The 26,192-nt window shown below is 68.3% G+C and carries 20 protein-coding genes, 2 pseudogenes and 1 riboswitch; of the genes and pseudogenes, 17 read left to right on the forward strand and 5 right to left on the reverse strand.

The annotated features are described in order from the left end of the window. Positions 1–9 precede the first annotated feature (9 nt). Positions 10–1,143, reverse strand: a complete 1,134-nt coding sequence (locus PL79_RS04935) for a muconate/chloromuconate family cycloisomerase (protein WP_044847555.1) — start codon at positions 1,141–1,143, stop codon at positions 10–12. 91 nt (positions 1,144–1,234) lie between these two features. Here PL79_RS04935 and PL79_RS04940 point away from each other — a divergent pair, with 91 nt between their 5' ends. Continuing rightward, positions 1,235–2,125: a LysR family transcriptional regulator gene (locus tag PL79_RS04940; protein ID WP_044847554.1), complete on the forward strand. Its 891-nt coding sequence runs from the start codon at positions 1,235–1,237 to the stop codon at positions 2,123–2,125. Between the two features lie 319 nt (positions 2,126–2,444). Here PL79_RS04940 and andR read toward each other — a convergent pair whose 3' ends face one another. Then, complete coding sequence (gene andR, locus PL79_RS04945) at positions 2,445–3,401, reverse strand: anthranilate 1,2-dioxygenase regulatory protein AndR (RefSeq protein WP_044847553.1); 957 nt, start codon at positions 3,399–3,401, stop codon at positions 2,445–2,447. Between the two features lie 210 nt (positions 3,402–3,611). Between andR and andAc the strand changes: the two genes are divergently transcribed. From andAc to PL79_RS04970, 5 genes are all read left to right on the forward strand, one after another. Beyond that, the gene (andAc, locus tag PL79_RS04950) at positions 3,612–4,883 is read left to right on the forward strand and encodes an anthranilate 1,2-dioxygenase large subunit AndAc (protein WP_044847583.1); all 1,272 of its coding nucleotides are present in this window, start codon (positions 3,612–3,614) and stop codon (positions 4,881–4,883) included. Positions 4,884–4,900: 17 nt separating this feature from the next. Then, a complete protein-coding gene (gene andAd, locus PL79_RS04955) occupies positions 4,901–5,386 on the forward strand; it encodes an anthranilate 1,2-dioxygenase small subunit AndAd (protein ID WP_044847552.1) in 486 nt (161 codons plus the stop codon). Between the two features lie 25 nt (positions 5,387–5,411). After that, the gene (gene andAb / locus PL79_RS04960) at positions 5,412–5,738 is read left to right on the forward strand and encodes an anthranilate 1,2-dioxygenase ferredoxin subunit AndAb (RefSeq protein ID WP_044847551.1); all 327 of its coding nucleotides are present in this window, start codon (positions 5,412–5,414) and stop codon (positions 5,736–5,738) included. Next, entirely contained in the window at positions 5,728–6,948 is a 1,221-nt protein-coding gene (gene andAa, locus PL79_RS04965; protein WP_044847550.1) for an anthranilate 1,2-dioxygenase system ferredoxin--NAD(+) reductase, read from the forward strand. Before andAb ends, andAa begins: the two co-directional genes overlap by 11 nt. A 164-nt stretch (positions 6,949–7,112) precedes the next feature. Continuing rightward, positions 7,113–8,399, forward strand: coding sequence for a DUF445 domain-containing protein (locus PL79_RS04970; RefSeq protein ID WP_044847549.1), 1,287 nt, complete (start codon positions 7,113–7,115; stop codon positions 8,397–8,399). A gap of 48 nt (positions 8,400–8,447) precedes the next feature. On the opposite strand, the gene PL79_RS04975 is transcribed toward PL79_RS04970, so the two are convergent. Beyond that, on the reverse strand, positions 8,448–8,747 hold the full coding sequence (locus tag PL79_RS04975) for an addiction module antidote protein (RefSeq protein WP_006750245.1): 300 nt from the start codon (positions 8,745–8,747) through the stop codon (positions 8,448–8,450). Positions 8,748–8,750: 3 nt separating this feature from the next. Continuing rightward, positions 8,751–9,068 (reverse strand): type II toxin-antitoxin system RelE/ParE family toxin, encoded by a 318-nt coding sequence (locus tag PL79_RS04980; RefSeq protein WP_121858857.1) that lies wholly within the window; start codon positions 9,066–9,068, stop codon positions 8,751–8,753. Between the two features lie 395 nt (positions 9,069–9,463). On the opposite strand from PL79_RS04980, the gene PL79_RS04990 reads away from it, so the two are divergent. From PL79_RS04990 to PL79_RS05045, 11 genes and pseudogenes are all read left to right on the forward strand, one after another. Beyond that, positions 9,464–11,104 carry an acetolactate synthase large subunit gene (locus tag PL79_RS04990; RefSeq protein ID WP_044847547.1) on the forward strand — a complete coding sequence of 547 codons (1,641 nt, stop codon included), beginning with the start codon at positions 9,464–9,466 and terminating at the stop codon, positions 11,102–11,104. 28 nt (positions 11,105–11,132) lie between these two features. After that, a complete protein-coding gene (locus tag PL79_RS04995) occupies positions 11,133–12,566 on the forward strand; it encodes an aldehyde dehydrogenase family protein (protein WP_044847546.1) in 1,434 nt (477 codons plus the stop codon). Between the two features lie 245 nt (positions 12,567–12,811). Next, a complete protein-coding gene (locus tag PL79_RS05000; RefSeq protein WP_044847545.1) occupies positions 12,812–14,395 on the forward strand; it encodes a Na+/H+ antiporter in 1,584 nt (527 codons plus the stop codon). A 505-nt stretch (positions 14,396–14,900) separates the two neighbouring features. After that, on the forward strand, positions 14,901–16,034 hold the full coding sequence (locus PL79_RS05005) for a hybrid sensor histidine kinase/response regulator (RefSeq protein ID WP_044847544.1): 1,134 nt from the start codon (positions 14,901–14,903) through the stop codon (positions 16,032–16,034). A 123-nt stretch (positions 16,035–16,157) separates the two neighbouring features. After that, complete coding sequence (locus tag PL79_RS05015) at positions 16,158–17,834, forward strand: methyl-accepting chemotaxis protein (protein ID WP_135800971.1); 1,677 nt, start codon at positions 16,158–16,160, stop codon at positions 17,832–17,834. Continuing rightward, positions 17,831–18,343 (forward strand): chemotaxis protein CheW, encoded by a 513-nt coding sequence (locus PL79_RS05020; protein WP_044847542.1) that lies wholly within the window; start codon positions 17,831–17,833, stop codon positions 18,341–18,343. Before PL79_RS05015 ends, PL79_RS05020 begins: the two co-directional genes overlap by 4 nt. Continuing rightward, positions 18,340–19,765 (forward strand): annotated as a pseudogene (locus tag PL79_RS05025) (CheR family methyltransferase). Before PL79_RS05020 ends, PL79_RS05025 begins: the two are co-directional and overlap by 4 nt. 45 nt (positions 19,766–19,810) lie before the next feature. Next, complete coding sequence (locus tag PL79_RS05030) at positions 19,811–20,515, forward strand: chemotaxis protein CheW (RefSeq protein ID WP_044849304.1); 705 nt, start codon at positions 19,811–19,813, stop codon at positions 20,513–20,515. After that, positions 20,512–22,824 (forward strand): annotated as a pseudogene (locus tag PL79_RS05035) (hybrid sensor histidine kinase/response regulator). Before PL79_RS05030 ends, PL79_RS05035 begins: the two are co-directional and overlap by 4 nt. Continuing rightward, a complete protein-coding gene (locus PL79_RS05040) occupies positions 22,821–23,840 on the forward strand; it encodes a chemotaxis response regulator protein-glutamate methylesterase (RefSeq protein WP_044846626.1) in 1,020 nt (339 codons plus the stop codon). The pseudogene PL79_RS05035 and the gene PL79_RS05040 overlap by 4 nt, the downstream one beginning before the upstream one ends. Before the next feature lie 60 nt (positions 23,841–23,900). Next, positions 23,901–24,004, forward strand: a riboswitch (Fluoride riboswitch). A 79-nt stretch (positions 24,005–24,083) separates the two neighbouring features. Beyond that, positions 24,084–25,325: a voltage-gated chloride channel family protein gene (locus PL79_RS05045; RefSeq protein ID WP_044846625.1), complete on the forward strand. Its 1,242-nt coding sequence runs from the start codon at positions 24,084–24,086 to the stop codon at positions 25,323–25,325. A gap of 93 nt (positions 25,326–25,418) precedes the next feature. Here the strand turns inward: PL79_RS05045 and PL79_RS05050 are convergent, their stop codons facing one another. Next, a complete protein-coding gene (locus PL79_RS05050) occupies positions 25,419–26,132 on the reverse strand; it encodes a riboflavin synthase (protein WP_044846624.1) in 714 nt (237 codons plus the stop codon). Positions 26,133–26,192: the final 60 nt, after the last annotated feature.

Here is a 26,192-nt window from a genome sequence, read left to right on the forward strand (position 1 = left end):
CGTGCGGGATCAGCGGGCGTCGCGTCGCATCCGTTCGATGCGGGCCCAGTCGAAGGTGATGCCGAGGCCGGGCGCGGCCGGCAGGTGCAGCTTGAAATCCTGGTAGCGCAGCGGCTCGACGAGGATTTCCTCGGTGAGCAGCAGCGGGCCGAACAGCTCGGTGCCCCATTTCAGCGAGCCGAACGTGCTGAACAGTTGCGCGGACGCCATCGTGCCGGCCGCGCCTTCGAGCATCGTGCCGCCGTACAGGTCGATGCCGGCCGCCGACGCGATCGATGCGACGCTCGCCGCGCCGAGCAGGCCGCCCGACTGCGCGATCTTCACCGCGAACACGTCGGCCGCGCGGTCCTGCGCGAGCGCGAACGCATCGACGGGGCCGTGCAGCGCTTCGTCGGCCATGATCGGAATGTGCGCGAGCTGCGTGAGGCGTTTCAGCCCCGCGCGATTGGTTGCGGCGATCGGCTGCTCGACGAGGCTCACGCCGGCGTCCGCGAGTCGTGCGCCGGCGCGGATCGCGTCGGTTTCGGTCCAGGCCTGGTTCACATCGACGCGCACGTCGCCGCGCTCGCCGAGCGCGCGCTTGATCGCGATCACGTGCGCGACGTCGTCGTCGACCGCGTTCGAGCCGATCTTCAGCTTGAATGCGCGATGGCGGCGTGCGTCGAGCATCGCCTCGGCTTCCGCGATGTCGCGCTGCGTGTCGCCGCTCGCGAGCGTCCACGCGACGTCGACCGCGTCGGTCGTGCGGCCGCCGAACAACTCGGACAGCGGCACGCCGAGGCGGCGCGCCTGCGCATCGAACAGCGCGGTTTCGAGCGCGCACTTCGCGAACCGGTTGCCCTGGAACAGCTTGCGCGCACGCGCCATCGCAGCGCCCGGACGCGTCGCGTCCATGCCTTGCAGCAGCGGCGCGAAGTAGGTGTCGATGTTGACCTTGATGCTCTCGGGGCTCTCCTCGCCATACGCGAGCCCGCCGATCGTGGTCGCCTCGCCGACGCCTTCGATACCGTCCGTGCATCGAACGCGAACCAGCACGAGGGTCTGGCAATTCATCGTCGCGACCGACAGTTTGTGGGGCCGAATCGTCGGCACGTCGACGAGCAGCGTGTCGATGCGTTCGATGGTGGCGGCAGTTGCTATCATGCGATTCCTCCTGTTGGTGCACATGGTAGGAATTCCCGCCCGGCGTCGTCCAACACTCTTTCCGACTACTTCCATACCTTTGAGGCATGAAATGGAATTGCGCCAGCTCCGCTACTTCATCGCCGTCGCGGAGGAAATGAACATCACGCGGGCCGCGGAGCGGCTGCACATGACGCAACCGCCGCTGAGCCGCCAGCTCCAGGCGATCGAGGACGAGGTCGGGCTGCCGCTGTTCGAGCGCGGCGCGCGGCCGCTGAAACTGACCGACGCGGGCCGCGTGTTCTATGCGCAGGCGACGCGGGTCGTCGAACAGGCCGACGAGCTCGGCCCGCTGACGCGGCGGCTCGCGCAATTGTCGGAGCGGATCGTGATCGGCTTCGTGCCGTCGACGCTCTATGGCGCGCTGCCGGACGTGATCCGCGCGTTTCGCGAGGCGCAGCCGGACGTCGAGCTGTCGTTGATCGAAATGTTCACGCTCGAGCAACTCGGCGCGCTGAAAGGCGGGCGGATCGACGTCGGGTTCGGCCGCCTGCGCTTCGACGACGACCAGCTCGTGCGCGAGGCGCTGATTGAGGAAAAGCTGATCGCGGCGCTGCCGGTCGGGCATCCGCTCGCCGATCCGGACCGGCCGCTGACGCTCGCGGACATCGCGAACGAGACGCTGATCGTCTATCCGAGCACGCCGCGGCCGAGCTTCGCGGACCAGCAGTTGTCCGCGCTGCGCGACGGCGCGCTCGTGCCCGCGGCCGTGCACGAGGTGCGCGAACTGCAGACGGCGCTCGGGCTCGTCGCCGCGCAGGTGGGCGTGTCGCTGGTGCCGGAAAGCGTGGAAGGCGTGCGCGTGAAGGGCGTCGTCTACCGGCGGCTGCCGGAACCCACGGCGACGTCGCCGATCATCATGAGCCGCCGGCTGCACGGCGAAAGCGCCGCGACGACCGCGTTCTGCGCGATCGCGCGGGCGATGATCGCGCCGGCGGCGTAGGGCCGGTCGTTTCCGTATCGATTGCAACTAACGGTCGATTTCGCCACGCTACGCCGAATGCGGAGAGGGCATCGCGATGCGATGTCATTTGCCGTAGATGCAGGCGCGCAGCGAGGCGATCAGGTCGGCAGGCGGGAAGGCGGGAAGGCGGCAAGGCGGCAAGGCGGCAAGGCGGCAAGGCGGCAAGGCGGCAAGGCGGCAAGGCGGCAAGGCGGCAAGGCGGGAAGGCGGCAAGGCGGCAAGGCGGCAAGGCGGCAAGGCGGCAAGGCGGTAAGGCGCAAGCAGCAAGGCAACCGACCCCGACAAGCCCCGCACCCGCCTACCGCTTCCCGTCGAGCGTCTCCGACGGCGATTCGCCGAACTTCTCCCGGTACGCGATCGCGAACCGCCCGAGGTGCGTGAATCCACAATCGAGTGCGATATCGGCGATCCGTCGCTCGGACGCCGACCCGCGCAGCAATTCCCGCGCATGTTCGAGCCGCGTCGCGCGCAGGTATTGCATCGGGCTCATTCCGCGGAACTGCAGGAAGGCGTCGCGCAGCGTCCGCTCCGGCACGTTGGCGGCCTGGACGATATCGGCGAGCTGCAGCGGCTGCGCGTAGTGCGCGTTCACGAACTCCTGCGCGCGCCGCACGAAACCCGGCGCGGGATCGAGGCGCGCGCTCGGTACCGACGGCGGGTGGCCTTCGATCAGCAGATCGATCAGCAGGTGCTCGAGCTGCGACGCGACGCGCGGGTTGGCATTCGCGCGTTCGAGCAGTTCGGGCGAGCGGGCGACGAGCATCAGCTGCTGGCGCCACGCGGCGAGCGCGGCATCGCTGATGTGCAGCACGGGGTCGAGCATCGCGCGCGGATCGCCGGTCAGCGAGCCGACGGTCGCGGCATCGATGCGCAGCACGAACTGCTCGCAGTCGGCGGAGAGCACCGCGTCGAAGCGCTCGCCGGGCGCGCACAGCACGCCCGTCTGCCCGTCGACGCCGAGCCGGCGGCCCATCGCGTGGACTTCCGCCTGCCCGGACAGGCAGAACATCAGCAGGTAATAGCCGTCGACGGCGTCGACCTGCACGCGCATCGCATCGCCGAACGCGATGGTGCCGATCCCGAGCCCGCCGAGCCGGACGAAATCCATATGCGATGCGCCTTGCACGCGACCGCTCGGCAGCAGCGCGTGCGGCTGCATCACGCGCGAGATCCGCTCGCGGGTCTCGTCGAGATCGCGGGATTCGAACAGCCGGTGCGCGCGCAGCGCAAGCGGCTCGAACGACGTTGGGGACATGGGCATCGGCCTTGGTGTGGACGCGCGCTTCGATCCGACGAATGGGTCGCGATCGTGCGCCGGGTCGCGTGTGTCGCCATGCTAGCGCAGAAATCCGCCGAAAGTGGATATTGCGCCGCCGCAATCGCACTTTCCGGATAGACGCCGAATATTAGCTTTTCAAAAATCGGCTCCATGGAATCAACGAACCGGAACCACAAGGAGTCCGACATGGAGCAGACAGAATCGCCCGTCGTATTCGCCACGCGTGACGACGCGTCCGATGTGCGCTTTCCGCACGAAGACGGCTCACGCGTGCCGTACAAGGTGTTCAGCTCGCGCGCGGTCTACGATCGCGAGCAGGAACGCATCTTCCGCGGGCCGACCTGGAATTTCGTCGCGCTGGAAGCGGAAATCCCGAACGCCGGCGACTTCAAGAGCACGTTCGTCGGCGATACGCCGGTCGTCGTCACGCGCACCGAGGACGGCACGCTGTCCGCGTGGGTGAACCGCTGCGCGCACCGCGGCGCGCAGGTCTGCCGCAAGTCGCGCGGCAACGCGAGCTCGCACACGTGCGTCTACCACCAGTGGAGCTTCGACAACCAGGGCAACCTGCTCGGCGTGCCGTTCCGGCGCGGCCAGAAGGGGATGACCGGGATGCCGGCCGACTTCGACCCGAAGCAGCACGGGCTGCGCAAGCTGCGCGTCGACAGCTATCGCGGGCTCGTGTTCGCGACCTTCAGCGACGACGTGGCGCCGCTGCCCGAATACCTGGGCGAGCAGATGCGTCCGTGGATCGATCGGATCTTCCACAAGCCGATCGAGTATCTCGGCTGCACGCGCCAGTATTCGAAGTCGAACTGGAAGCTGTACATGGAGAACGTGAAGGATCCGTATCACGCGAGCATGCTGCATCTGTTCCATACGACCTTCAACATCTTCCGCGTCGGGATGAAGGCGCGCTCGATTCCGGATGCGAACCACGGGCTGCACAGCATCATCACGGTGACGAAGACGGGCGACGACACGTCGGCAGCATACAAGCAGCAGAACATCCGCTCGTTCGACGAGGGTTTCCATCTCGAAGACGAGTCGATCCTCGATCTCGTGTCGGAATACGACGAGGACTGCACGAACCACATCCAGCCGATCTTCCCGCAGCTCGTGATCCAGCAGATCCACAACACGCTGGTCGCGCGCCAGATCCTGCCGAAGGGGCCGGACAACTTCGAGCTGATCTTCCACTTCTTCGGCTACGCGGACGACACGCCCGAGCTGCGCGCGCTGCGCATCAAGCAGGCGAACCTCGTCGGGCCGGCCGGCTACATCTCGATGGAGGACACGGAGGCGACCGAACTCGTGCAGCGCGGCACGGTGCGCGACGCCGATGCGACGTCGGTGATCGAGATGTCGCGCGGCAATCCGGACCAGCAGGACACGGTGATCACCGAAAGCCTGATCCGCAAGTTCTGGGTCGGTTATCAGAAGCTGATGGGCTATTGAAGCGGGAGCGCGGAACGATGGAAAACCTGACGGAAGACATGAAGACGTGGTTCGAGATTTACATGCTCCAGAACCGCTACATCGGCCACCTCGACAACGACCGGCTCGAACGCTGGCCGGAAATGTTCACCGAGGACTGCACGTACGAGATCGTGCCGAAGGAGAACGCCGATCTCGGGCTGCCGGTCGGGATCGTCCACTGCACGAACCAGCGGATGCTGCGCGACCGCGTGGTGTCGCTGCGGCACGCGAACATCTTCGAAGAGCACACGTACCGGCACATGACGTCGGGCCTCACGATCGTCGCCGAACGCGACGGCGAGATCGACACCGAGAGCAACTACGTGGTCGTGCAGACGCGCAGCAACGGCGAATCGAACGTGTACCAGGCCGGCAAGTATTACGACACGGTCGTGCGCACGCCCGACGGGCTGCGCTACAAGACCAAGCGCGTGATCTACGACACGTCGCGCGTGCAGACGCTGCTCGCCACCCCGATCTGACCGATCCGACAGCCAAGGAAACGACATGACCGAAGCAACGCTCGCCGAATGGCACCCGCTGGGCACATTCGACGAATTCTCCGAAGACGAACCGGCGGCGCGCGTCGCCGGCCAGAAGCCGATCGCGGTGTTCCGGATCGGCGACGAACTGTTCGCGATGCATGACCTCTGTTCGCATGGTCACGCGCGCTTGTCCGAAGGCTATGTGGAAGACGGCTGCGTCGAATGCCCGCTGCACCAGGGGCTGATCGACATTCGCACGGGTGCGCCGAAATGCGCGCCGATCACCGAGCCGGTGCGGACCTATCCGATCCGGATCGTCGACGGGCAGGTGGAAGTCAATGTCGGCTGACCCGTTCGTGATCGTCGGCGCCGGCCACGCGGCGCGGCGCACGGCCGAGGCGCTGCGCGCGCGCGACGCCGACGCACGCATCGTGATGATCGGCGCGGAGCGCGAGTTGCCGTACGACCGGCCCGCGCTGTCGAAGGACGCGCTGCTGTCGGACGGCGGCGAGCAGCGCGCGTTCATCCGCGACGCCGCGTGGTACGACGCGCAGCGCATCGAGTTGCGGCTCGGCTCGCGCGTCGACGCGATCGACCGCGCCGCGCAGCGTGTACGGCTCGACGACGACGCGACGGTGCCGTACACGCGGCTCGTGCTCGCGACCGGTTCGCGCGTGCGTGCGTTCGGCGGGCCGGTCGACGAAGGCGTCGTCCTGCATTACGTGCGCACCGTGGCCGACGCGCGTGCGTTGCGCGCGCAGCTCGCGCCGGGGCGTCGCGTGGCGGTGCTCGGCGGCGGCTTCATCGGCCTCGAAGTGGCGGCCGCGGCGCGCCAGCTCGGTTGCGACGTGACGGTGATCGACCCGGCTGCGCGCCTGCTGCAGCGTGCGTTGCCGGAAGTCGTCGGCGCGTATGCGCGGCAACTGCATGACGCGCGCGGCGTGCTTTTCCAGATGGCGACGCTGCCACGTGCGATTCGCCGCGCACCGGGCGGCGGCGCGATCGTCGAGACCGATCGCGGCGACGTGCCGGCCGATATCGTGGTCGTCGGGATCGGCGTCGTGCCCAATGTCGAGCTCGCGCAGGCGGCCGGCCTCGAGGTCGACAACGGGATCCGTGTCGATGCGGGATGCCGGACGGCCGATCGCGCGATCTTCGCCGCCGGCGAGGTGACGATGCACTTCAATCCGCTGCTCGGGCGTCACGTACGGATCGAGTCGTGGCAGGTCGCGGAAAACCAGCCGGCCGTCGCGGCCGCGAACCTGCTCGGCGCGGACGAAACCTATGCCGAGCTGCCGTGGCTGTGGTCCGATCAGTACGACTGCAACCTGCAGATGCTCGGGCTGTTCGGCAGCGAACGGACGACCGTCGTGCGCGGCGATCCCGCGAGCGGGCCGTTCACGGTGTTCGGGCTGGGCGACGACGGGAAGATTGTCGCGGTGGCCGCGGCGAACCTGGGGCGCGACATCGGCGCGTCGCGTCGGTTGATTGCGGCGGGCGCGGTGCCCGATCCGGCGAAGCTAGCCGATCCGGCGGTGAACCTGAAGACGTTTCTCTGAGGCAACGCGCGAACGTGGCCGGGGCGGCCGTGTTCGCGTCGGATCGCTTGAACGCAGCAGGAAACCCGTTCGGGACAACATTCCCGGCGCGCGCGATGCGCACGGGTTTGTCGCGGGCCGGCGATCGGTGCATATTAGCGGCATTGCCGCTTCACCGGTCGCCCATGACGACAGACAAAGCCCTCGAACTGAAACGCAGCAAGCGCCGCGCGCTCTGGCTGCTGCTGGCCGCCGTCGCGGTATTCGTCACGACGATCCTGCTGCCGCGCGGCCCGTGGGTCGACGGCTTCAAGGCGGTGGCCGAGGCTGCGATGGTCGGCGCGCTCGCCGACTGGTTCGCGGTCGTCGCGCTGTTCCGCCGCGTGCCGATCCCGTTCGTGTCGCGCCACACCGAAATCATCCCGAAGAACAAGGACAAGATCGCCGACAACCTCGCGGTGTTCGTGCGCGAGAAATTCCTCGGCCCCGACGCGCTCGCCGCGCAGATCCGCCAGCACGATCCCGCGCAGAAGCTCGGCGCATGGCTCGGCGAGCCCGCGAACACCGACGCGCTCGGCGGCTACGTGACGAAGCTGATGAGCTTCGCGCTCGACATGACCGACGACGCGCGGATCCAGTCGTTCGTCCACGACGCGTTCCGCGCGGTGATCGACCGGATCGACCTGTCGCAGTCGGCCGGCGCGATCCTCGACACGCTGACGAAGGACGGCCGCCACCAGGCGCTGCTCGACGATGCGATCGAACAGGTGGTCGACGTGCTCGACAAGGAGGAGAACCGCGAGGTGATCGCGGGCTTCATCGTCGAATGGCTGAAGACGCAATACCCGAAGATCGAGAAGATCATGCCGACGCAGTGGTTCGGCGAGAACGGCGCGCGCATGCTGGCGAGTGCGGTGAGCCGCGTGCTCGAGGGCGTGGCGGCCGATCCCGAACACGAGCTGCGGCAGCGCTTCGACCGCACGGTCGTGCGGCTGACCGAGCGGCTGAAGCACGACCCGGCATTCATCGCGAAGGGCGACGAGATCAAGCGCTACATCCGCGATGGTGACGCGTTCAACGACTACGTGCGCGATCTGTGGGATCAGTTGCGCGCATGGCTGAAGGCCGATCTCGCACGGCCCGATTCGACGCTGCACCGGCAGGCCGCGACGCTCGGCGGCTGGCTCGGCGCGCGGCTCGCGGAGAGCCCGGCGCTGCGCGCGTCGCTGAACGAGCACATCGAGAAGGCCGTGCACGAGATGGCGCCGGATTTCGCGGATTTCCTGATGCGTCACATCCGCGACACGGTGCGCAACTGGGATGCGCGCGAGATGTCGCGGCAGATCGAGCTGAACATCGGCAAGGACCTGCAGTACATCCGCATCAACGGTACGCTGGTCGGCGGGCTGATCGGGCTCGGGCTGTATCTGGTGTCGCTGGTGCCGCGCTGGGCGGCGGGGTGGCTGCATTGATGCGGCCCCGAGCGTCGAGCATGTGGCGCGGCATCGTGTGCCGCCGCATCACGCGTGCGCCTTCGCACCGTGCAGTTGCAGGCCGAGCGCCTTGATCACCTTCAGGATCGTGCCGAAGCTCGGATTGCCGTCGTGCGACAGCGCCTTGTACAGCCCTTCGCGCGACAGGCCCGCGTCGCGCGCGACCTGCGACATGCCGCGCGCGCGGGCGATCACGCCGAGCGCATGCGCGATGAAGGCCGGGTCGTCGCCGGCTTCCTGCAGACAGGCCTCGAAGTAGTCGGCCATGTCGTCGTCGGTCTTCAGGTGTTCGGCCGAATCCCACGGCCGGGTCTTGATCTTGTCCATCGGTTACTCCAGGTCGAGCCGCTCGAGCATCGCGTGGGCGGCGCGGATGTCCGCCTGTTGCGTCGACTTGTCGCCGCCGCAGAGCAGGATCACCCATATCGTTCCGCGCCTGACGTAGTAGACGCGATAACCGGGGCCGTGGTCGATACGCATTTCGACGACGGGCGAGCCGGCGGATTTCCAGTCGCCCGGATTGCCCATCGACAGGCGGTCGATGCGGGCCTGGATGCGCCGCCTGGCGACGCGATCCTGCAGGCCGGCAAACCACGCGTCGAAGACATCGGTGGTCCGGATACTGAACGTAGGGGCACTGTAGGGCATGGATCTCGGTGTGTCAACCATGGTTCACAGGTTCGATGAATGAAATTGGCTTGCCCCCAACGATAGGGCCGCGCGCGCCGCTTGAGGTCGAATTGGCCGTCAGGCCGACCCTTTCGCGCGGCCGGACCCGGCCATTCGGCCGAAGTCGGAATTCCGCGAATCCGTCTACAATCAAAAACGTCCTTGCCGCCCGCGCGTGCTTGCCGCGCGCGGGTGAATCCGTTTGTCCTCCCGCCCAGGGAGGCGCCGTCGTGCGTTGCACACGTTGCTCCGCACGGCGGGCAGTGCCGTGGTTTGTGTCCAGTAGGTAAAGCGTCCGCGTGCCGTAGGCCGGCGCGCGTTCTGAACGTCGCGCGCCCGTAAGCCGGGCAGGCGGCATCAACCGAGAGTCCCCCATGAAAGCATCGGATCTGTTCGTGAAGGCGCTGGAAGCCGAAGGCGTCGAGTACGTGTTCGGCATTCCCGGCGAGGAAAACCTCGATCTGCTCGAATCGCTGCGGCGATCGAAGATCAAGCTCGTGCTGACCCGGCACGAGCAGGCGGCCGGGTTCATGGCCGCCACCTACGGCCGCCTGACGGGCCGCACCGGCGTGTGTCTCGCGACGCTCGGGCCGGGCGCGACCAACTTCGTGACGGCCGCCGCGTATGCGCAGCTCGGCGGCATGCCGATGCTGATGATCACCGGGCAGAAGCCGATCAAGTCCAGCAAGCAGGGCCACTTCCAGATCGTCGACGTCGTCGACATGATGCAGCCGCTCACGAAGTTCACGCGGCAGATCGTGTCGATCGGCAACATTCCGTCGGCGGTGCGCGAGGCGTTCCGGCGCGCGGAGGAGGAGCGTCCGGGCGCCGCGCACCTCGAACTGCCGGAAGACATCGCGCACGAGGAGGGCGACGGCAAGCCGATTCCGCGCAGCTACAGCCGGCGGCCGGTGGCGGAGGAGAAGGCGGTCGCGCACGCGGTCGACGCGATCCAGGCCGCGCGTCACCCGCTGCTGATGATCGGCGCGGGCGGCAATCGCAAGACGACCTGCAAGATGCTGCTCGAATTCGTCGACAAGACGGGCATCCCGTTCTTCACGACGCAGATGGGCAAGGGCGTGATCGACGAAACGCATCCGCTGTGGCTCGGCAACGCGACGCTGTCCGACGGCGACTTCGTGCATCGCGCGATCGAGCATGCGGACTGCATCATCAACGTCGGCCACGACGTGATCGAGAAGCCGCCGTTCTTCATGCGCACGGACGACAAGACCGTGATCCACGTGAACTTCCTCGGCGCGCAGGTCGATCCCGTCTACTTCCCGCAGATCGAAGTGGTCGGCGACATCGCGAACGCGGTATGGCAGATGAAGGAAGCGGTGACGCCGCAATCGCACTGGGATTTCGAGCGCTTCAAGATGATCAAGGCGCATTTCGACGCGCACCTCGAGAAGGGCCAGCACGATCCGCGCTTCCCGATGTACCCGGTGCGGATCGTGAACGACCTGTACAACGCGCTGCCGGTCGACGGGATCGTCTGTCTCGACAACGGGATGTACAAGATCTGGTTCGCGCGCTACTGGCGCGCACACGAACCGAACTCGCTGCTGCTCGACAACGCGCTCGCGTCGATGGGCGCCGGCCTGCCGTCGGCGATCGCGACGAAGATCGTGCATCCGCAGCGCAAGGTGATCGCCGTCTGCGGCGACGGCGGCTTCATGATGAATTCGCAGGAACTCGAAACGGCCGTGCGGCTGAAGCTCGACATCGTCGTGATGATCCTGCGCGACGATGCGTTCGGGATGATCCGCTGGAAGCAGGAAAACATGAACTTCCCCGATTTCGCGATGACGCTGAAGAACCCCGATTTCGTGTCGTATGCGCAGAGCTACGGCGCGCACGGGCATCGCGTCGAAGCGGCCGACGATCTCGGGCCGCTGCTGCGCGACTGCTTCGCGACGCCGGGCGTGCACGTGATCGACGTGCCGATCGACTATTCGGACAACGAGCGCGTGCTCAACCGCGAAATCAAGCGCCTGTCGGCGCAACTCTGAATCCGCCGTTCACCGGAAGGAGCGCTCCATGCTGAAGGATACCTATCCGTACTATCTGGCCAACGAGGCCGTCTACGCGAACACCGATCTGGAAGTCACCGACAAGTTCAGCGGCAAGGTCGCGACACGCGTCGCGCTGGCCGACGCGAAGGCGATCGATGCGGCCATCGGCGCGGCGGTCGACGCCGCGAAGCCGATGCGCGAGTTGCCGGCCTACAGGCGGCAGGCGGTGCTCGACCACTGTGTCGCGCGCTTTCGCGAGCGCTTCGACGAGCTGGCCGAGGCGCTGTGCATCGAGGCCGGCAAGCCGATCAACGATTCGAAGGGCGAAGTGACGCGGCTGATCGATACGTTCCGCGTCGCGTCCGAGGAGTCGGTGCGCATCGACGGCGAAGTGATCAACCTCGAGATCTCGGCCCGCGCGCAAGGCTACACCGGCTATACGCGGCGTGTGCCGATCGGCCCGTGCTCCTTCATCTCGCCGTTCAACTTCCCGTTGAACCTCGCCGCGCACAAGGTCGCACCGGCGCTGGCCGCAGGCTGTCCGTTCGTGCTGAAACCGGCGAGCCGCACGCCGATCGGCGCGCTGATCATCGGCGAGGTGCTCGCCGAAACCGACCTGCCGAAGGGCGCATTCTCGGTGTTGCCCGCGCATCGCGACGGCGCGGACCTGTTCACGACCGACGAGCGCTTCAGGCTGCTGTCGTTTACGGGCTCGCCCGCCGTGGGCTGGGCGCTGAAGGAGAAGGCCGGCAAGAAGAAAGTCGTGCTGGAGCTCGGCGGCAACGCGGCGGCGATCGTCGACGCGGACCAGCGCGACCAGCTCGACTACGTGGTCGAGCGTCTCGCGTTCGGCGCGTATTACCAGTCGGGCCAGAGCTGTATCGGCGTGCAGCGGATCCTCGTGCATGCGGACCTGTACGACGCGCTGCGCGACAAGCTGGTCGCGAAGACGCGTTCGCTGAAGATGGGCGATCCTAAGGATCCGTCGACGTTCGTCGGCCCGATGATCTCGGAATCCGAATCGCGCCGCCTGTCGGGCTGGATGGATGCGGCCGTCGCGGCGGGCGCGAAGATCGTCGCGGGCGGCAAGGTCGACGGCGCGATGTTCGAGGCGACGCTGCTGGAAAACGTCGGCCGCGAACAGGACCTCTACCGGAAGGAGGCATTCGGTCCGGTCGCGATCCTCGAGAAGTTCGAGCGCTTCGACGATGCGCTCGCGCGCGTCAACGACAGCGACTTCGGGCTGCAGGCCGGCGTGTTCACCGATTCGCTCGCGCATGCGCAGCGCGCATGGGACGAGCTGGAGGTGGGCGGCGTCGTGATCAACGACGTGCCGTCGTTCCGCGTCGACAACATGCCGTATGGCGGCGTGAAGGATTCGGGGCTCGGCCGCGAAGGAATCCGCTACGCGATCGAGGACATGACCGAGCCGCGCCTGATGGTCGTGCGGCGCCGCTAGCCGCGACGGGCGCCGCATGACGGCACGCGGGCGGGCGCATCGCGCCGGCCCGCGTGCCGTTTTCGTTTCGGCGCACACCGACGGATCGCGGCGATGTCCGCCGTGCGCCATCGTCGCGGCAGCGCGTGCCGCGCCGGCCGAACGCGCTCGACTGCACGCATCGCATCGTGATGTAATCGCGCGAAATGGCCAACCGGGGTACGACACCGGCTGGCGTGCGCATTCATTCCTCACGAGGTCGATTCATGTCCCCCGTCTCGGCATTCAAGCTGGTTCTGTTGTCATTCCTCGCGATCGTCGCGCTCGAATACATCGCCAAGCGGTTGCGGTTGCCGCCAGCGGCCGCGCTGCTGATCGGCGGCATCGGCATCGCGTTCATTCCCGGCCTGCCGCCGATCAACCTCGATCCGGAGCTCGTGCTGCTCGTGTTCTTGCCGCCGCTGCTGATGGACGGCGCGTATTTCACCGTGTGGGAAGAGTTCAAGCGCAATGTGGGCGGCATCCTGCTGCTCGCGATCGGCGCGGTGGTGTTCACGACGTTCGCGGTCGGCTTCGCCGTGCACTGGGTCGTGCCGTCGCTGCCGTGGGCCGCGTGCTTCGCGCTCGGCGCGATCGTGTCGCCGCCCGATGCGGTGGCCGCGAAGGCGGTGCTCGAACGCGTCGCGCTGCCGCGCCGTCTGATGGTGCTGCTCGAAGGGGAGAGCCTGCTGAACGACGCGGCGGGCCTGGTGCTGTTCCGCTTCGCGGTCGCCGCCGCGCTGACGGGCGCGTTCAGCCTCGAGCACGCGGTCGTGCGTTTCGCGGAACTCGGGCTCGGCGGCGTCGTGGTCGGCTTCCTGGTCGGCAAGCTCGTCGTGTGGTTCCTGAAGCTGCTCGACGACGACTACCTGGTGGTCACCGTCGCGGTGATCGCCGGCTGGATCGCATACATCGCGGGCGAGATGGCCGAGGTGTCGGGCGTGATCGCGACGGTCACGACCGGCATGATCGTCGGCTGGCATCAGCACGAGGTGTTCTCGGCGGCCGTGCGCACGCGCGGCACCGCGTTCTGGCAGGTCATCGTGTTCCTGCTCGAAGCGCTGGTGTTCGTGCTGATCGGGCTGTCGCTGCGCGGCGCGATCCACCGGCTCGGCGGCTTCGAGCAGGTGCTCGCCACGATGATGCCGGCCGTGCTCGCGGTGCTGGCGGCCGTGATCGTATCGCGCTTCGTGTGGATTTATGCCGTCGAGGTGCTGAAGTGGCCGGTGCGCGGGATCGTGCGGCGCGGCGGCGCGCCCGACTGGAAGGCCGCGACGGTCATGAGCTGGGCCGGCATGCGCGGGGTCGTGACGCTGGCGATCGCGCTGTCGTTGCCGGAGGCGCTGCCGGGCCGCGACGTGATCCTGGTCGCGTCGTTCGCGGTGATCCTCGTCACCGTGCTGCTGCAGGGCACGACCATCGGCCCGCTGATCCGGCTGCTGCGCCTGCCGCAACGCGAAGAGCGCGCCGCGCATCACCTGACCGAGCCGCAGACGTGGGCGCATATCGAGGCAGCGCAGCTCGCGGCGATCCAGCCGCTGGTGCGCGACGACAGCGGCAACGTGATTCATCCGCGCCTGCTGGAGCAATACACGTATCGTGCGGAGCTGACCGAGCGGGCGAAGAACGAGCCCGAATATCCGGCGGAGGTCCGCGTCGCGCACTACGACGTCGTGCTGGCCGCGATCAAGGCCGGGCGCGCGGAGCTGCTGCGCCTGCATCGTACGGGCCGCATTCACGACGAGATGCTGCACATGGTCGAGCGCGATCTCGACCTGCAGGAAGTATCGGCGCAGCACGCGCGCGGGTAACCGGCCGCGCGGCCGGGCGTGAGCGCACGGCCGCCTTGCTGCGCCACCGGCGCCGGCCGGCGGCGTTCGATGCGTGCCGCGTCGCGGCCGATCCGGTTGCGGCGCGCGCTTTTCTCCTCTCCACCTTCCCCATTCCGTCGCATCGAAATCCGGTCCCGATACGTTCGACGGGCGGCCTTGCAGCGCATGCAAACCTCATGGCGGCGGCTTCGCAAACGTTGTCGTCTTTCGCGCCAGGAAATGATCTGATTTATCTGAATTCCGCTCTCTCATCATATTTGGCAAAACTAAACCGGAAGGAGATAGATGCTGTGTTCTAATTTCATTTAGAATCAGCCGGTTATCTTTATTGAGAGAAAGCGCGCGGAGGTAATGCGACCGTCGTCGGGGTGAATTCGGCGTTCGGATCCCCGCGAGGCAATGCCGACAGGCCAGATCGGCAACACAGGCGGATTTCTCTGCCGCCATGTTTTAAGATGGCGTCCAAGTCGGATAAACAACTCCTATGAAAGAATCAATTGGAGATTTGGCGTTTGAAACGGTATTTATGAAAGAATCCAGCGGTGAAAATGCGCCGGATTGTCTCGAATCGGGGCTATCGGTTCTGCTCGTCGACGATCAGCCGTTCGTCGGCGAGGTGATCCGTCGCGCGCTGCGCAGCGAGCACGATATCGACCTGCATGTGTGCACTGACGCACACCGGGCGATGGCGGTCGCGCGCGACGTGAAGCCGACGGTCATCCTGCAGGATCTCGTGATGCCGGACATCGACGGCCTCGACCTCGTTCGCGCGTGGCGCGCGAACGCCGACACCGCACGCGTGCCGATCATCGTGCTGTCGGCGAAGGAAGAGCCGATCGTCAAGCGCGAGGCGTTCATCGCCGGCGCGAACGACTATCTCGTGAAGCTCCCGGACGCGATGGAGCTGACCGCGCGCATCCGCTATCACTCGAATTCGTACCTGATGTCGCGGCAGCGCGACGAAGCGCTGGATTTCCTGTCGCACGACATGCGCTCGCCGCAGACCTCGATTCTCGCGCTGCTCGAGGTCTACCGGACCGAGCACGGCGACATGCCGGCGATCATGGAGCGCATTGCCGGCCACGCCCGGCGCGCGCTCGCGCTCGCCGACGGCTTCATCCACCTGACCCGCGCGCAGTCGGAACGCCGCGCGCACGAGGTCCTGAGCCTCAACGAGATCGTGCTCGACGCGGTCGACCAGCTGTGGGAGAAGGCGGCCGGATTCGGCAGCCGGGTCGTTGCCCACGTGCCCGGCACCGAGTGCGTGACGATGGGCGACCGCATGATGCTCACGCGCGCGGTCGCGAACCTGATCGACAACGCGCTGAAGTACGGCCCGGCCGGTACGGACGTGCATTGCACGCTGAGCGACGACGACGGTGCCTGGCTGATCGGCGTCGAGGACGCCGGCTCCGGCATCGCGCCCGAGCAGCGCACGGCTGCGACCGAGTCGTTCGTGCGGCTCGAATCCGCGCATGGCGCGGCGCGCGGCGGCTTCGGCCTCGGGCTTGCGTTCGTCCGCGCGACGGCCGCGCGGCATCGCGGCCAGATCCTGATGCGCAATACGGCGCGCGGCTTCATGGTCGCGCTTCGGCTGCCGGCACAAGCGGAGCGATGATTTCGCGGCGCGGCCCGCCGGTGCCGCGTTGCCCGCAGACCCCGATGCGCTCGCGGCGCGCCGTCCGGCGCGCAGGCGGGCGCGGATTTTTTCAACGCTGATTTTAGAAAGCCCATAACGAACATGGCCACCGTGACGCCCCGCGCGACCAATGAAAGCCTGCACACGACGAGCGGCGCCGCCCGGCTGACGCTCGGCAACCGTATCCTGATCAGCTTCGGCGTGCTGTTCGTGCTGATGCTGGTGATGGCCGGCGTGTCCTACGAGCGCCTGCGCGCGATCAACAGCGAAGCCGTCAGCATCGAACGCGATTCGCTGCCCGGCGTCTATCTCGCGGCGTCGCTGCGCGGCGCGGTCAACGAATCGTTCACGGCGCTGCAGCAGGCGACGTTCGTCGACACCGATCCCGAACTCGTGCAGCGCGATTTCGCGAAGATCGGCGAGGCGCTCAAGGAGGTCGAGTCGTTGTCGGTCGACTACCAGAACACGACGTTCCGCGATGACGACCGCCAGCGCTTCGCGACGTTTCGAGGCGCCTTCGACCGCTACCTGCCGCTGCTGAACGACGCGGTGCAGAAGAGCCGCGTGTCGCGCGAAGAGGCCGTCGCCGCCTATGCGAAGGTGCAGCCTTCATGGGCCGAGGTCGTGCGCAACGCGAATATCCTGGTGCAGGAGAACCGCAAGTTCGCCGACCAGTCCGCGAAGCTGATCCGCGAATCCGTGCAGGACACCGAGGTCGTGCTCGCGACCGCGCTGGCGATCGTGCTGCTGTCCGCGCTGGGGCTGGGCTACGGGCTGTACCGTTCCGTCACCGTGCCGATGACGCGGCTCGTCGAGGTGCACGACGTGATGCGTACCGGCAACCTGACGCGCCGCCTCGACCTGCGCCGCCGCGATGAATTCGGCACGCTCGAGACGGGCTTCAACAGGATGGCCGACGAGCTCACCGAACTGGTCGCGCGCGCGCAGCAGTCGTCGCTGCAGGTGACGACGTCGGTCGCCGAAATCGCGGCGACGTCGCGCGAGCAGCAGGCGACCGCGAACGAAACCGCGGCGACGACGACCGAGATCGGTGCGACGTCGCGCGAAATTTTCGCGACGTCACGCGATCTGCTGCGCACGATGAACGAGGTGAACGGCGTGGCCGAGCAGTCGGCGACGCTCGCGGGCGTGAGCCAGAGCGGCCTCACGCGGATGGGCGAGACCATGCGCAGCGTGATGGACGCGGCCGGTTCGGTGAACGCGAAGCTCGCGATCCTCAACGAAAAGGCGCTGAACATCAACCAGGTCGTCGCGACCATCACCAAGGTGGCCGACCAGACCAACCTGCTGTCGCTGAACGCGGCGATCGAGGCCGAGAAGGCCGGCGAGTACGGCCGCGGCTTCGCGGTCGTCGCGACCGAGATCCGCCGCCTGGCCGACCAGACGGCGGTGGCGACCTACGACATCGAGCAGACGGTGAAGGAGATCCAGTCGGCCGTGTCGGCGGGCGTGATGGGAATGGACAAGTTCTCCGAGGAAGTCCGCCGCGGCATGCTCGACGTGCAGCAGGTCGGCGGGCAGCTGTCGCAGATCATCGCCGAGGTGCAGACGCTCGCGCCGCGCTTCCAGATGGTCAACGAAGGGATGCAGACGCAGGCGAACGGTGCCGAGCAGATCACGCAGGCGCTGTCGCAGCTGTCGGAAGCCGCGCAGCAGACGGCCGAATCGCTGCGCCAGTCGTCGCAGGCGATCGACGACCTCACGCTCGTCGCGAACCAGTTGCGCACCAGCGTGTCGCGCTTCAAGGTCGACGCGTGACGCGCGTCGAGTCGCACGGCGCCGCGCACGCGCTGTTCCTGATGTTCGAGCTCGACGGCGAGCGCTACGCGCTCGACGCGGCCGACATCGACGAGGTGTTGCCGCTCGCGACCACCAAGGCCGTGCCCGGCGCGCCCGAATGGATCGCCGGGCTGCTGATGCGTGGCGGCCAGCCGGTGCCCGTGATCGACGTGCCGATGCTCGCGCTCGGACGGCGCGCGCATGCGTTGCGTTCGACGCGACTGGTGATGGTTCGCTACCGCGCCGGGCAGCTCGACCGCGAGCGCGTGATCGGCCTGATCATCGAGCGCGCGACGCAGACGCTGCGGATCGATCGCACGGCGTTCCGCGCCAGCGGCGTATCGACCGCGCGCACGCGCTGGCTCGGGCGCGTCGCGAACACGCCCGACGGGATCGTGCAGCAGGTCTCGGTGTCCGATCTGATCGACGACGTTGCGCGCCTGTATCTGTTCGACGGCCTGCCGGGCCACGAAGGGGAGTCCGCATGAAAGAGTCCGATTCGCGATTTCGCGGCTGGCTGCTGCGCGAGACCGGCATCGACCCCGATTCGCTCGGCAACGATTTTCTGAGCCGCGCGCTGACGGAGCGCGTGCAGGCGCTGCACGGCGACGGCGAGCGGCTGCCGTCGGCGGCGCGGCCGCCCGTCACGCCGGAAGCGCTCGACGCGTACTGGCAGCACCTCAACGCGTCGGCCGACGAACGGCGCGCGCTGATCGAGCTGTTCATCGTGCCGGAGACGTGGTTCTTCCGCGATCGCGAGGCGTTCGCGACGCTCGCGCGGCAAGCGGCCGAGCGGCTCGCCGCGACGCCCGGGCGCGTGATCCGCGTGCTGAGCGCGCCGTGCTCGACCGGCGAGGAGCCGTATTCGGCGGCGATGGCGCTGCTCGACGCCGGGCTCGAGCCGGCCAGCTTCACGATCGACGCGCTCGACCTGAGCCCGCGCGCGATCGAACAGGCGCGGCTCGGCTGCTACGGGCGCAATGCGTTTCGCGGCACGGCGACCGAGTTCCGCGGCCGCTACTTCACGCCGGTCGCCGACGGCTGGCTGCTCGACGAGCGCGTGCGCGCGTGCGTGCAGTTTCGCCAGGCGAACCTGGTCGAACCCGGCACCGATACGGGCATCCGCTACGATTTCGTGTTCTGCCGCAACGTGCTGATCTATTTCGACCGCGACGCGCAGGACCGTGTGATCGGTTCGCTCGAAAGCGCGCTCGCCGACGACGGCATGTTGTTCGTCGGGCCGGCCGAAACGGGCGTCGCGATGCGGCACGGGATGCGTTCGGCCCGCGTGCCGCTCGCGTTCGCGTTTCATCGCGGGCGCGATGGCGCCGCGGCGGACGGGTACGCGGCCCGCCATGCGCACCGGCTGCCCGCGATGCGCGTACCGGCGCGCCGAGCGTTTCGCCGTGGCGCCGCCGGCTGCGACGCGCCCGCTGCTGGCCGTCGTCCCGCCGGCGTGGGCGATGCCGCGCCGTCGCGCGCTGCCTTTGAACGGCCGGGCGACCGACGGCGTTCGGGCCGCGGGCCGACGCGCGCGTCGATCCGCTGGGCGATGCGGCGAACGTGGCCGACACGCCTGCGCCCGCGCCCCGGCGGCCGCCGACGGCGCCGCGCCGACGCTCGAGGAAGCGCAGGCGCTGGCCAACGCGGGCGCATTCGACGAGGCCGAGCGCGTGCTCGCGCAGTTCTCCGCGCACGCCGGGCCGCACGCCGACGCGTTCTACCTGAACGGGCTGATCGCGGATGCGCGCGGGCGCGTCGCGGAAGCGGGCGATTTCTACCGGAAGGCGCTGTATCTGCGGCCGACGCACCACGAAGCGCTGACGCATCTCGCGACCTTGCTGGACGTCGGCGGCGACGGCGCCGGCGCGCAATGGCTGCTCGAGCGTGCGCGGCGCTCGGCCGGATAATGAGAATACGGGTTGGGAGCCGACATCGGGATGACCGAGGAACGAATGAACCGCGACGCCGTTGCCACTGACGACACGACGATCGGCGTCGACGATTGCTGGAACCGGATCGGCACGCACGGCGACCGCTCGTGCGAGCGGCTGGCCGATTGCCTGCGCTGCCTGAACTGCCCGGTCTACGCGTATCACGCGGCGAAACTGCTCGAACGCCCGCTCGGCGCCGCCGAGCTGGCCGACGCGACGCAGCGGATCAGCGCGTTCGACGCGACCCGCGCGCACGGCGACGACGATACGCATCAGGCGGCACTGGCGTTTCGCGTCGCCGACGAATGGCTCGCGCTGCCGATCGGCGTACTGCGCGAGATCGCCGGCACGCGTCCGATCCATTCGCTGCCGCATCGTCGCCATTCGGCCGTGCGCGGCGTGGTCAACATTCGCGGCACGCTGCGCATCGCGATCTCGATCGGCGCGCTGCTCGGCCTCGACGCGGGCAAGGGCCGCGAGGGTGGCGCGGACGGCCGTTTCACGCGGCTGCTGGTCGCCGCGCACCAGGGCGAGCCGGTGGTGTTTCCGGTCGACGAAGTCGAGGGCGTGCTGCGTTTCGGCGCATCCGAATGGGTGCCCGTGCCGGCGACGGTCGGGCGCGCGAGCGCCGGCCTGTCGCGCGGCGTGCTGTCGTGGCGCGGCAAGTCGATCGGCTTGCTCGACGACGATCGGCTGTTCGACGCCGTGACACGGAGCATGCGATGAGCGGTGATGACGATCTGAGCCAACTGTCGCTGCTCGAGCTGTATCGCGAGGAGACGCGCACGCAGACCCAGGCGCTGTCCGAGCGCCTGCTCGCGCTCGAATCGGGCGAGCCCGACTCCGTCGCGCTCGAGGCGTGCATGCGCGCCGCACATTCGCTGAAGGGCGCCGCGCGCATCGTCGGCGTGCCGCTCGGCGTCGACATCGCGGGGCGCATGGAAGAATGCTTCGTCGCGGCGCAGGCCGGCACGATCGCGCTGACGGCCACGCATGTCGACGTGCTCCTGGCCGGCGTCGACCTGCTGGTGCGCGTCGCCGATCCGCAGGCGCAGCCCGTGTCGCCGGCGGAGATCGAGGCGTTCGCGCTGGCGCTGACGGGCGCCGACGGCGCGCACGCGATGCCAGCACCGGCTTTCGCGCCGCCGCCGGCGGCCGCGGTGCCGTCCGTCGTGCCGTCTCGCGAGCACGACGGCGCCGCGAACGAGCCCGTGGGGGCCGGCGCGCGGTGCCGCCGCTCGCGCTGCCGGCGGCCATGCCCGATCCGGTCCAGGCGGCCGCGCGGCCGGCGCGGGCGCGATGCGCCGCGTGCGGGCCGATACGCTGAACGGCTGCTGAGCCTGTCCGGCGAGTCGCTCGTCGAATCGCGCTGGCTCAAGCCGTTCGCGGAATCGATGCTGCGCGTGAAGCGTGCGCAGCGCGACGCGGCCCGTTCGCTCGATCTGTTGTACGAACAGTTTGCCGACGATCTCGACGCGGGCGTGCTCGCGTCGGTGAACGAAGTGCGGCACATGCTCAACGACCTGCAGCGTTCGCTCGCCGAGCGCATGGACGAATTCGACCGCTTCGAGCGGCGCAGCACGCATATCGCCGAACAGCTGTACGACGAGGCGCTACAGTGCCGGATGCGGCCGTTCGGCGACGCGACGCGCGCGTATCCGCGCATCGTCCGCGATCTCGCGCGCTCGCTCGGCAAGCAGGTGCGCTTCTCGATCGTCGGCGAAGGCACGCAGGTCGACCGCGACATCCTCGACCTGCTCGACGCGCCGCTCGGCCACCTGCTGCGCAACGCGATCGACCACGGCGTCGAAGCGCCCGACGCGCGCCTCGCGCGCGGCAAGCCGGCCGAGGCGAGCGTGACGCTCGAAGCGCGGCATAGCGCCGGCTCGCTGCTCGTCAGCGTGATCGACGACGGGCCGGGCGTCGACATGGATGCGTTGCGCGCGGCGGTCGTGCGCCAGCGCCTGACCGACGACGAGACGGCCGCGCGGCTGTCCGATCCCGAACTGCTCGAATTCCTGCTGCTGCCGGGCTTCTCGATGCGCGATGCGGTGACCGACGTGTCGGGGCGCGGCGTCGGCCTCGACGCGGTGCAGGAGATGGTGCGCGGCGTGCGCGGCGCGGTGCGCATCTTCAACGAGCCCGGCGCGGGCATGCGCTTCGTGCTGCAGTTGCCGCTCACACTGTCGGTGATCCGCAGCCTGCTGGTCGAGGTCGGCGGCGAGCCGTACGCGTTCCCGCTCGCGCACGTGCGCCGCACGCTCGAACTGTCGCACGACGACATCGACGTGCTCGAAGGCCAGCCGCATTTTCCGTTCGACGGCCGGCGCGCGGGCCTCGTCGCCGCGCACCAGCTGCTCGATGCCGGCGAGCCCGGCGTCGCGCGCGCGAGCACGGCGGTCGTGGTCGTCGGCGGCGAGCCCGAGCTCTACGGTGTCGCCGTCGACCGCTTCCTCGGCGAACGGATGCTCGTCGTGCAGCCGCTCGACAGCCGCCTGCACAAGATCCAGAACATCGCCGCCGGCGCGTTGCTCGAGAACGGCGACCCGGTGCTGATCGTCGATGTCGAGGACCTGATCCGCTCCGTCGACAAGCTCGTGCGCGGCGGACAGCTCGCGAAACTCACGCGCGACCGGCAGCTCGCGCTCGCCGACCGGCGCCGCCGCGTGCTCGTCGTCGACGATTCGCTGACGGTGCGCGAGCTCGAGCGCAAGCTGCTGGAAAAGCGCGGCTACGACGTGACCATCGCGGTCGACGGGATGGACGGCTGGAATGCGGTGCGCAGCGACGCGTTCGACCTGGTCGTCACCGACGTCGACATGCCGCGCATGGACGGGATCGAACTCGTCACGCTGATCAAGGGCGATCCGACACTCAAGCGCGTGCCGGTGATGATCGTGTCGTACAAGGATCGCGACGAGGATCGCCGGCGCGGGCTCGACGCGGGTGCCGACTACTACCTCGCGAAGAGCAGTTTCCACGACGAGGCGCTGCTCGACGCGGTGCACGACCTGATCGGGGACGCACGCGGATGAACATCGGCATCGTCAACGATCTGCCGCTTGCCGTCGAGGCGCTGCGCCGCGTGATCGCGCTGCGCACGGATCACCGCGTGCTGTGGGTGGCGACCGATGGCGACGAGGCAGTGGATTTCTGCGTCGCGCATCCGCCCGATCTCGTGCTGATGGATCTCGTGATGCCGAAGCTCGACGGCGTGGCCGCGACCCGGCAGATCATGGCGCGCGCGCCGTGCGCGATCCTGATCGTGACCGCGAGCGTCAGCGCGAACACGTCGTCGGTCTACGAGGCGATGGGGGCCGGCGCGCTCGACGCGGTCGACACGCCGACGCTCGCGCTCGGCCTGCCGTCGGATGCGGCGCCGCAGCCGCTGCTCGCGAAGATCGACCAGATCGGCCGGCTGCTCGAAAGCCGGACCACGACGCTCGTGCCGCCCGGGCCCGCACCCGCGCGCGGCCAGCCGACGCTGATCGCGATCGGCGCGTCGGCGGGCGGGCCGACCGCGCTCACCGCGCTGTTGCGCGCGCTGCCGGCCGATTTTCCGGCTGCGCTCGTGATCGTCCAGCACGTCGACCAGGCGTTCGCGGTCGGCATGGCGGAGTGGCTCGACGGCTATACGCGGCTGCCCGTGCGCGTCGCGCGGCAGGGCAGCGTGCCGCAGGCGGGCGAGGTGCTGCTCGCGGCGACCAACGATCACCTGTACATCTCGCCGCGCGGCGTGCTCGGCTATACGCGGCATCCGGCCGAGACGCCGTACCGGCCGTCGATCGACGTGTTCTTCAACAGCGTCGCCGACGGCTGGGAGGGCGACGCGCTCGGCGTGCTGCTGACCGGGATGGGGCGCGATGGCGCGCTCGGGTTGAAGGCGATGCGCGCGAAGGGGTGCTACACGATCGCGCAGGACGCGGCGACGAGCGCCGTCTACGGGATGCCGAAGGCGGCCGCGGCGATCGGCGCGGCGTCGGCGATCCTGCCGCTCGACCGGATCGCGCCGCAACTGATTTCACGCGTGACGCGCATGCCGCTCGACTGACGGCGCGCCGCGGCCCCGGCGGGGCCGCATTGCGTGCGCCGTGCGGCGTCGCGTACAATTGCCGCCTGCGGAGATGGCATGCCTCCCTGCGGTCGATCCCGGCGCGTCGCGCGCGGTTCGGCCCTCAACCGCCGGTTTGCCCGGCTGATGATGCCTGCGTGTTCCTGGGTCGTCAGGAGGTCGCAGGCCGTCCATGCGGTATTCTGCCGCCCAGGTTTTGATGTCCCGTCGAATCTGGAAATCATGTTTTTCTCGACTTCTGCCGATTTTTTCGCGACCGTGCGCTACGTGTGCCGCTGGCTCGCGCTCTCTGCGTTGCTCGGCGCGCTGGCCGGCACGGCTTCCGCGTTATTCCTGATCGCGCTCGACTGGGCGACCGGCACGCGCGTCGCGCATCCCTGGCTGCTGTGGGGGCTGCCGGCCGCCGGTTTGGCGACCGGCTGGGTCTACCACCGGTTCGGCCAGTCGGTCGCGCGCGGCAACAACCTGCTGATCGACGAGATTCACGACCCGAAGGCGCTGGTGCCGAAGCGGATGGCGCCGCTCGTGCTCGTCGCGACCGTCGTCACGCACCTGTTCGGCGGGTCGGCTGGCCGCGAGGGCACGGCCGTGCAGATGGGCGGCGCGCTCGCCGATCGCGTCACGCACCTGTTCCGGCTCGATCGCGAGCATCGGCGCGTGCTGCTGATGGGCGGCATCGCGGCCGGGTTCGCGTCGGTGTTCGGTACGCCGCTCGCGGGCGCCGTGTTCGGGCTCGAGGTGCTCGCGATCGGGCGCGTACGGTACGACGCGCTGCTGACCTGCGTCGCGTCGGCGATCGTCGCGGATGTCGTGTGCCGCGCGTGGGGCGTGCATCACACCGCTTATGCGATTCCGTTCGTGCCGGCCGTGTCGGCGACGGGGCTGGCCGCAACGGTCGTCGCGGGTGTCGCGTTCGGCGTCGTCGGCCGGCTGTTCGCGTTCGCGACGCATGCGTTGACCGCGTGGTTTCGCCGCGTGATCCGCCATGCGCCGCTTCAGCCGGTGCTCGGCGGCCTGCTGGTCGCGGTGGCCGCCACCGTGCTGAACGTGCCGCAGTATCTCGGGCTCGGCATTCCGACGATCGAAGCCGCGTTTCACGGGCCGCTGCCGGCTTACGATTTCGCGGGCAAGTTCGCGTTCACCGTCGTCACGCTCGCGTCGGGATTCAAGGGCGGCGAAGTGACGCCGCTGTTCTACATCGGCGCGACGCTGGGCAACGCGCTCGGGCAGGTGCTGGCGCTGCCGGTGCCCGTGCTGGCGGGGCTCGGCTTCGTCGCGGTGTTCGCGGGCGCGGCCAACACGCCGATCGCGTCGACGATCATGGCAATCGAACTGTTCGGCGCGGATGTCGGCGTGTATGCGATCGTCGCCTGCGTGGTCGCCTATCTGTTTTCCGGACACGCGGGGATTTATCGCGCGCAGCGGGTGGCGGTGGGGAAGGGGGCGCAGGCGGAGGCGGAGTAAGGCGGCGTGCGGGGCGGCCGGCCGGGCGCATCGCGACGGAAACCGACGCCCGGTGATCCCGAGCGTCACCGGGAACGGCGGCGTTCTTTGCCGTTACGCCTTCGGCAGCTTCGCGACGTTCCGCGCGAGCAGTTCCTCGATATCGATGCCCTTCTCCGCGAGCAACGTCGTGACGACGCCGGTCAATTCCCCGAGGGTTTCCTTGACCGACTCGCGGATCGTATCCACGACGACCTGCGTGCTGCGCTCGATCTCGATATTGACCTTGTCGTCGACGCCCTTCGCATCGAAGGTGGTCGCGCGTCGCGTTTCGGGAATCAGCCAGACGTCGAACCAGCCTTCGTCGCGATTGACGTCCGACACGGTGAGGCTGCAGCCGTTGATCGCGATATAGCCTTTCGCAAACACGTAGCGCCTGAAATCGGCCGGCACGCCGATGCGGATCATCCGGTTGTGTTCGGACGACGCGATGTTCGCGATCGTTCCCATGAAGTCGACATGTCCGGACAGCGGATGTCCGCCGATTTCAGCGCCGTCCTTCGCCGCCCGCTCGACGTTGATCCGGGCGCCGGTCGTGAGGTCGGCGAGCGTGGTGATGCGCAGGCTCGGCAACATCACGTCGAAGTCGATCAGCTCGGGCGAGTGGATGGTCGTCACGGTCAGGCAGACGCCGTCGACCGAGACGCTCGCGCCGATCTCGATGTCGGTGGTGAACCGCTCGGGGAATTCGATGCTGAACGTTCTCAGTTCGCCGTGATCCTCGATGGCCTTGATGACGCCAACACCCTGAACAATGCCTGTAAACATGATCCGCCTTTCGTCGCAAATTGCCTGGCCGGTATGATAAGTGATCCCGGCGGGCGGCGT

It is taken from the genome of Burkholderia sp. USMB20 (assembly GCF_000949135.2).
GTDB lineage: Bacteria > Pseudomonadota > Gammaproteobacteria > Burkholderiales > Burkholderiaceae > Burkholderia.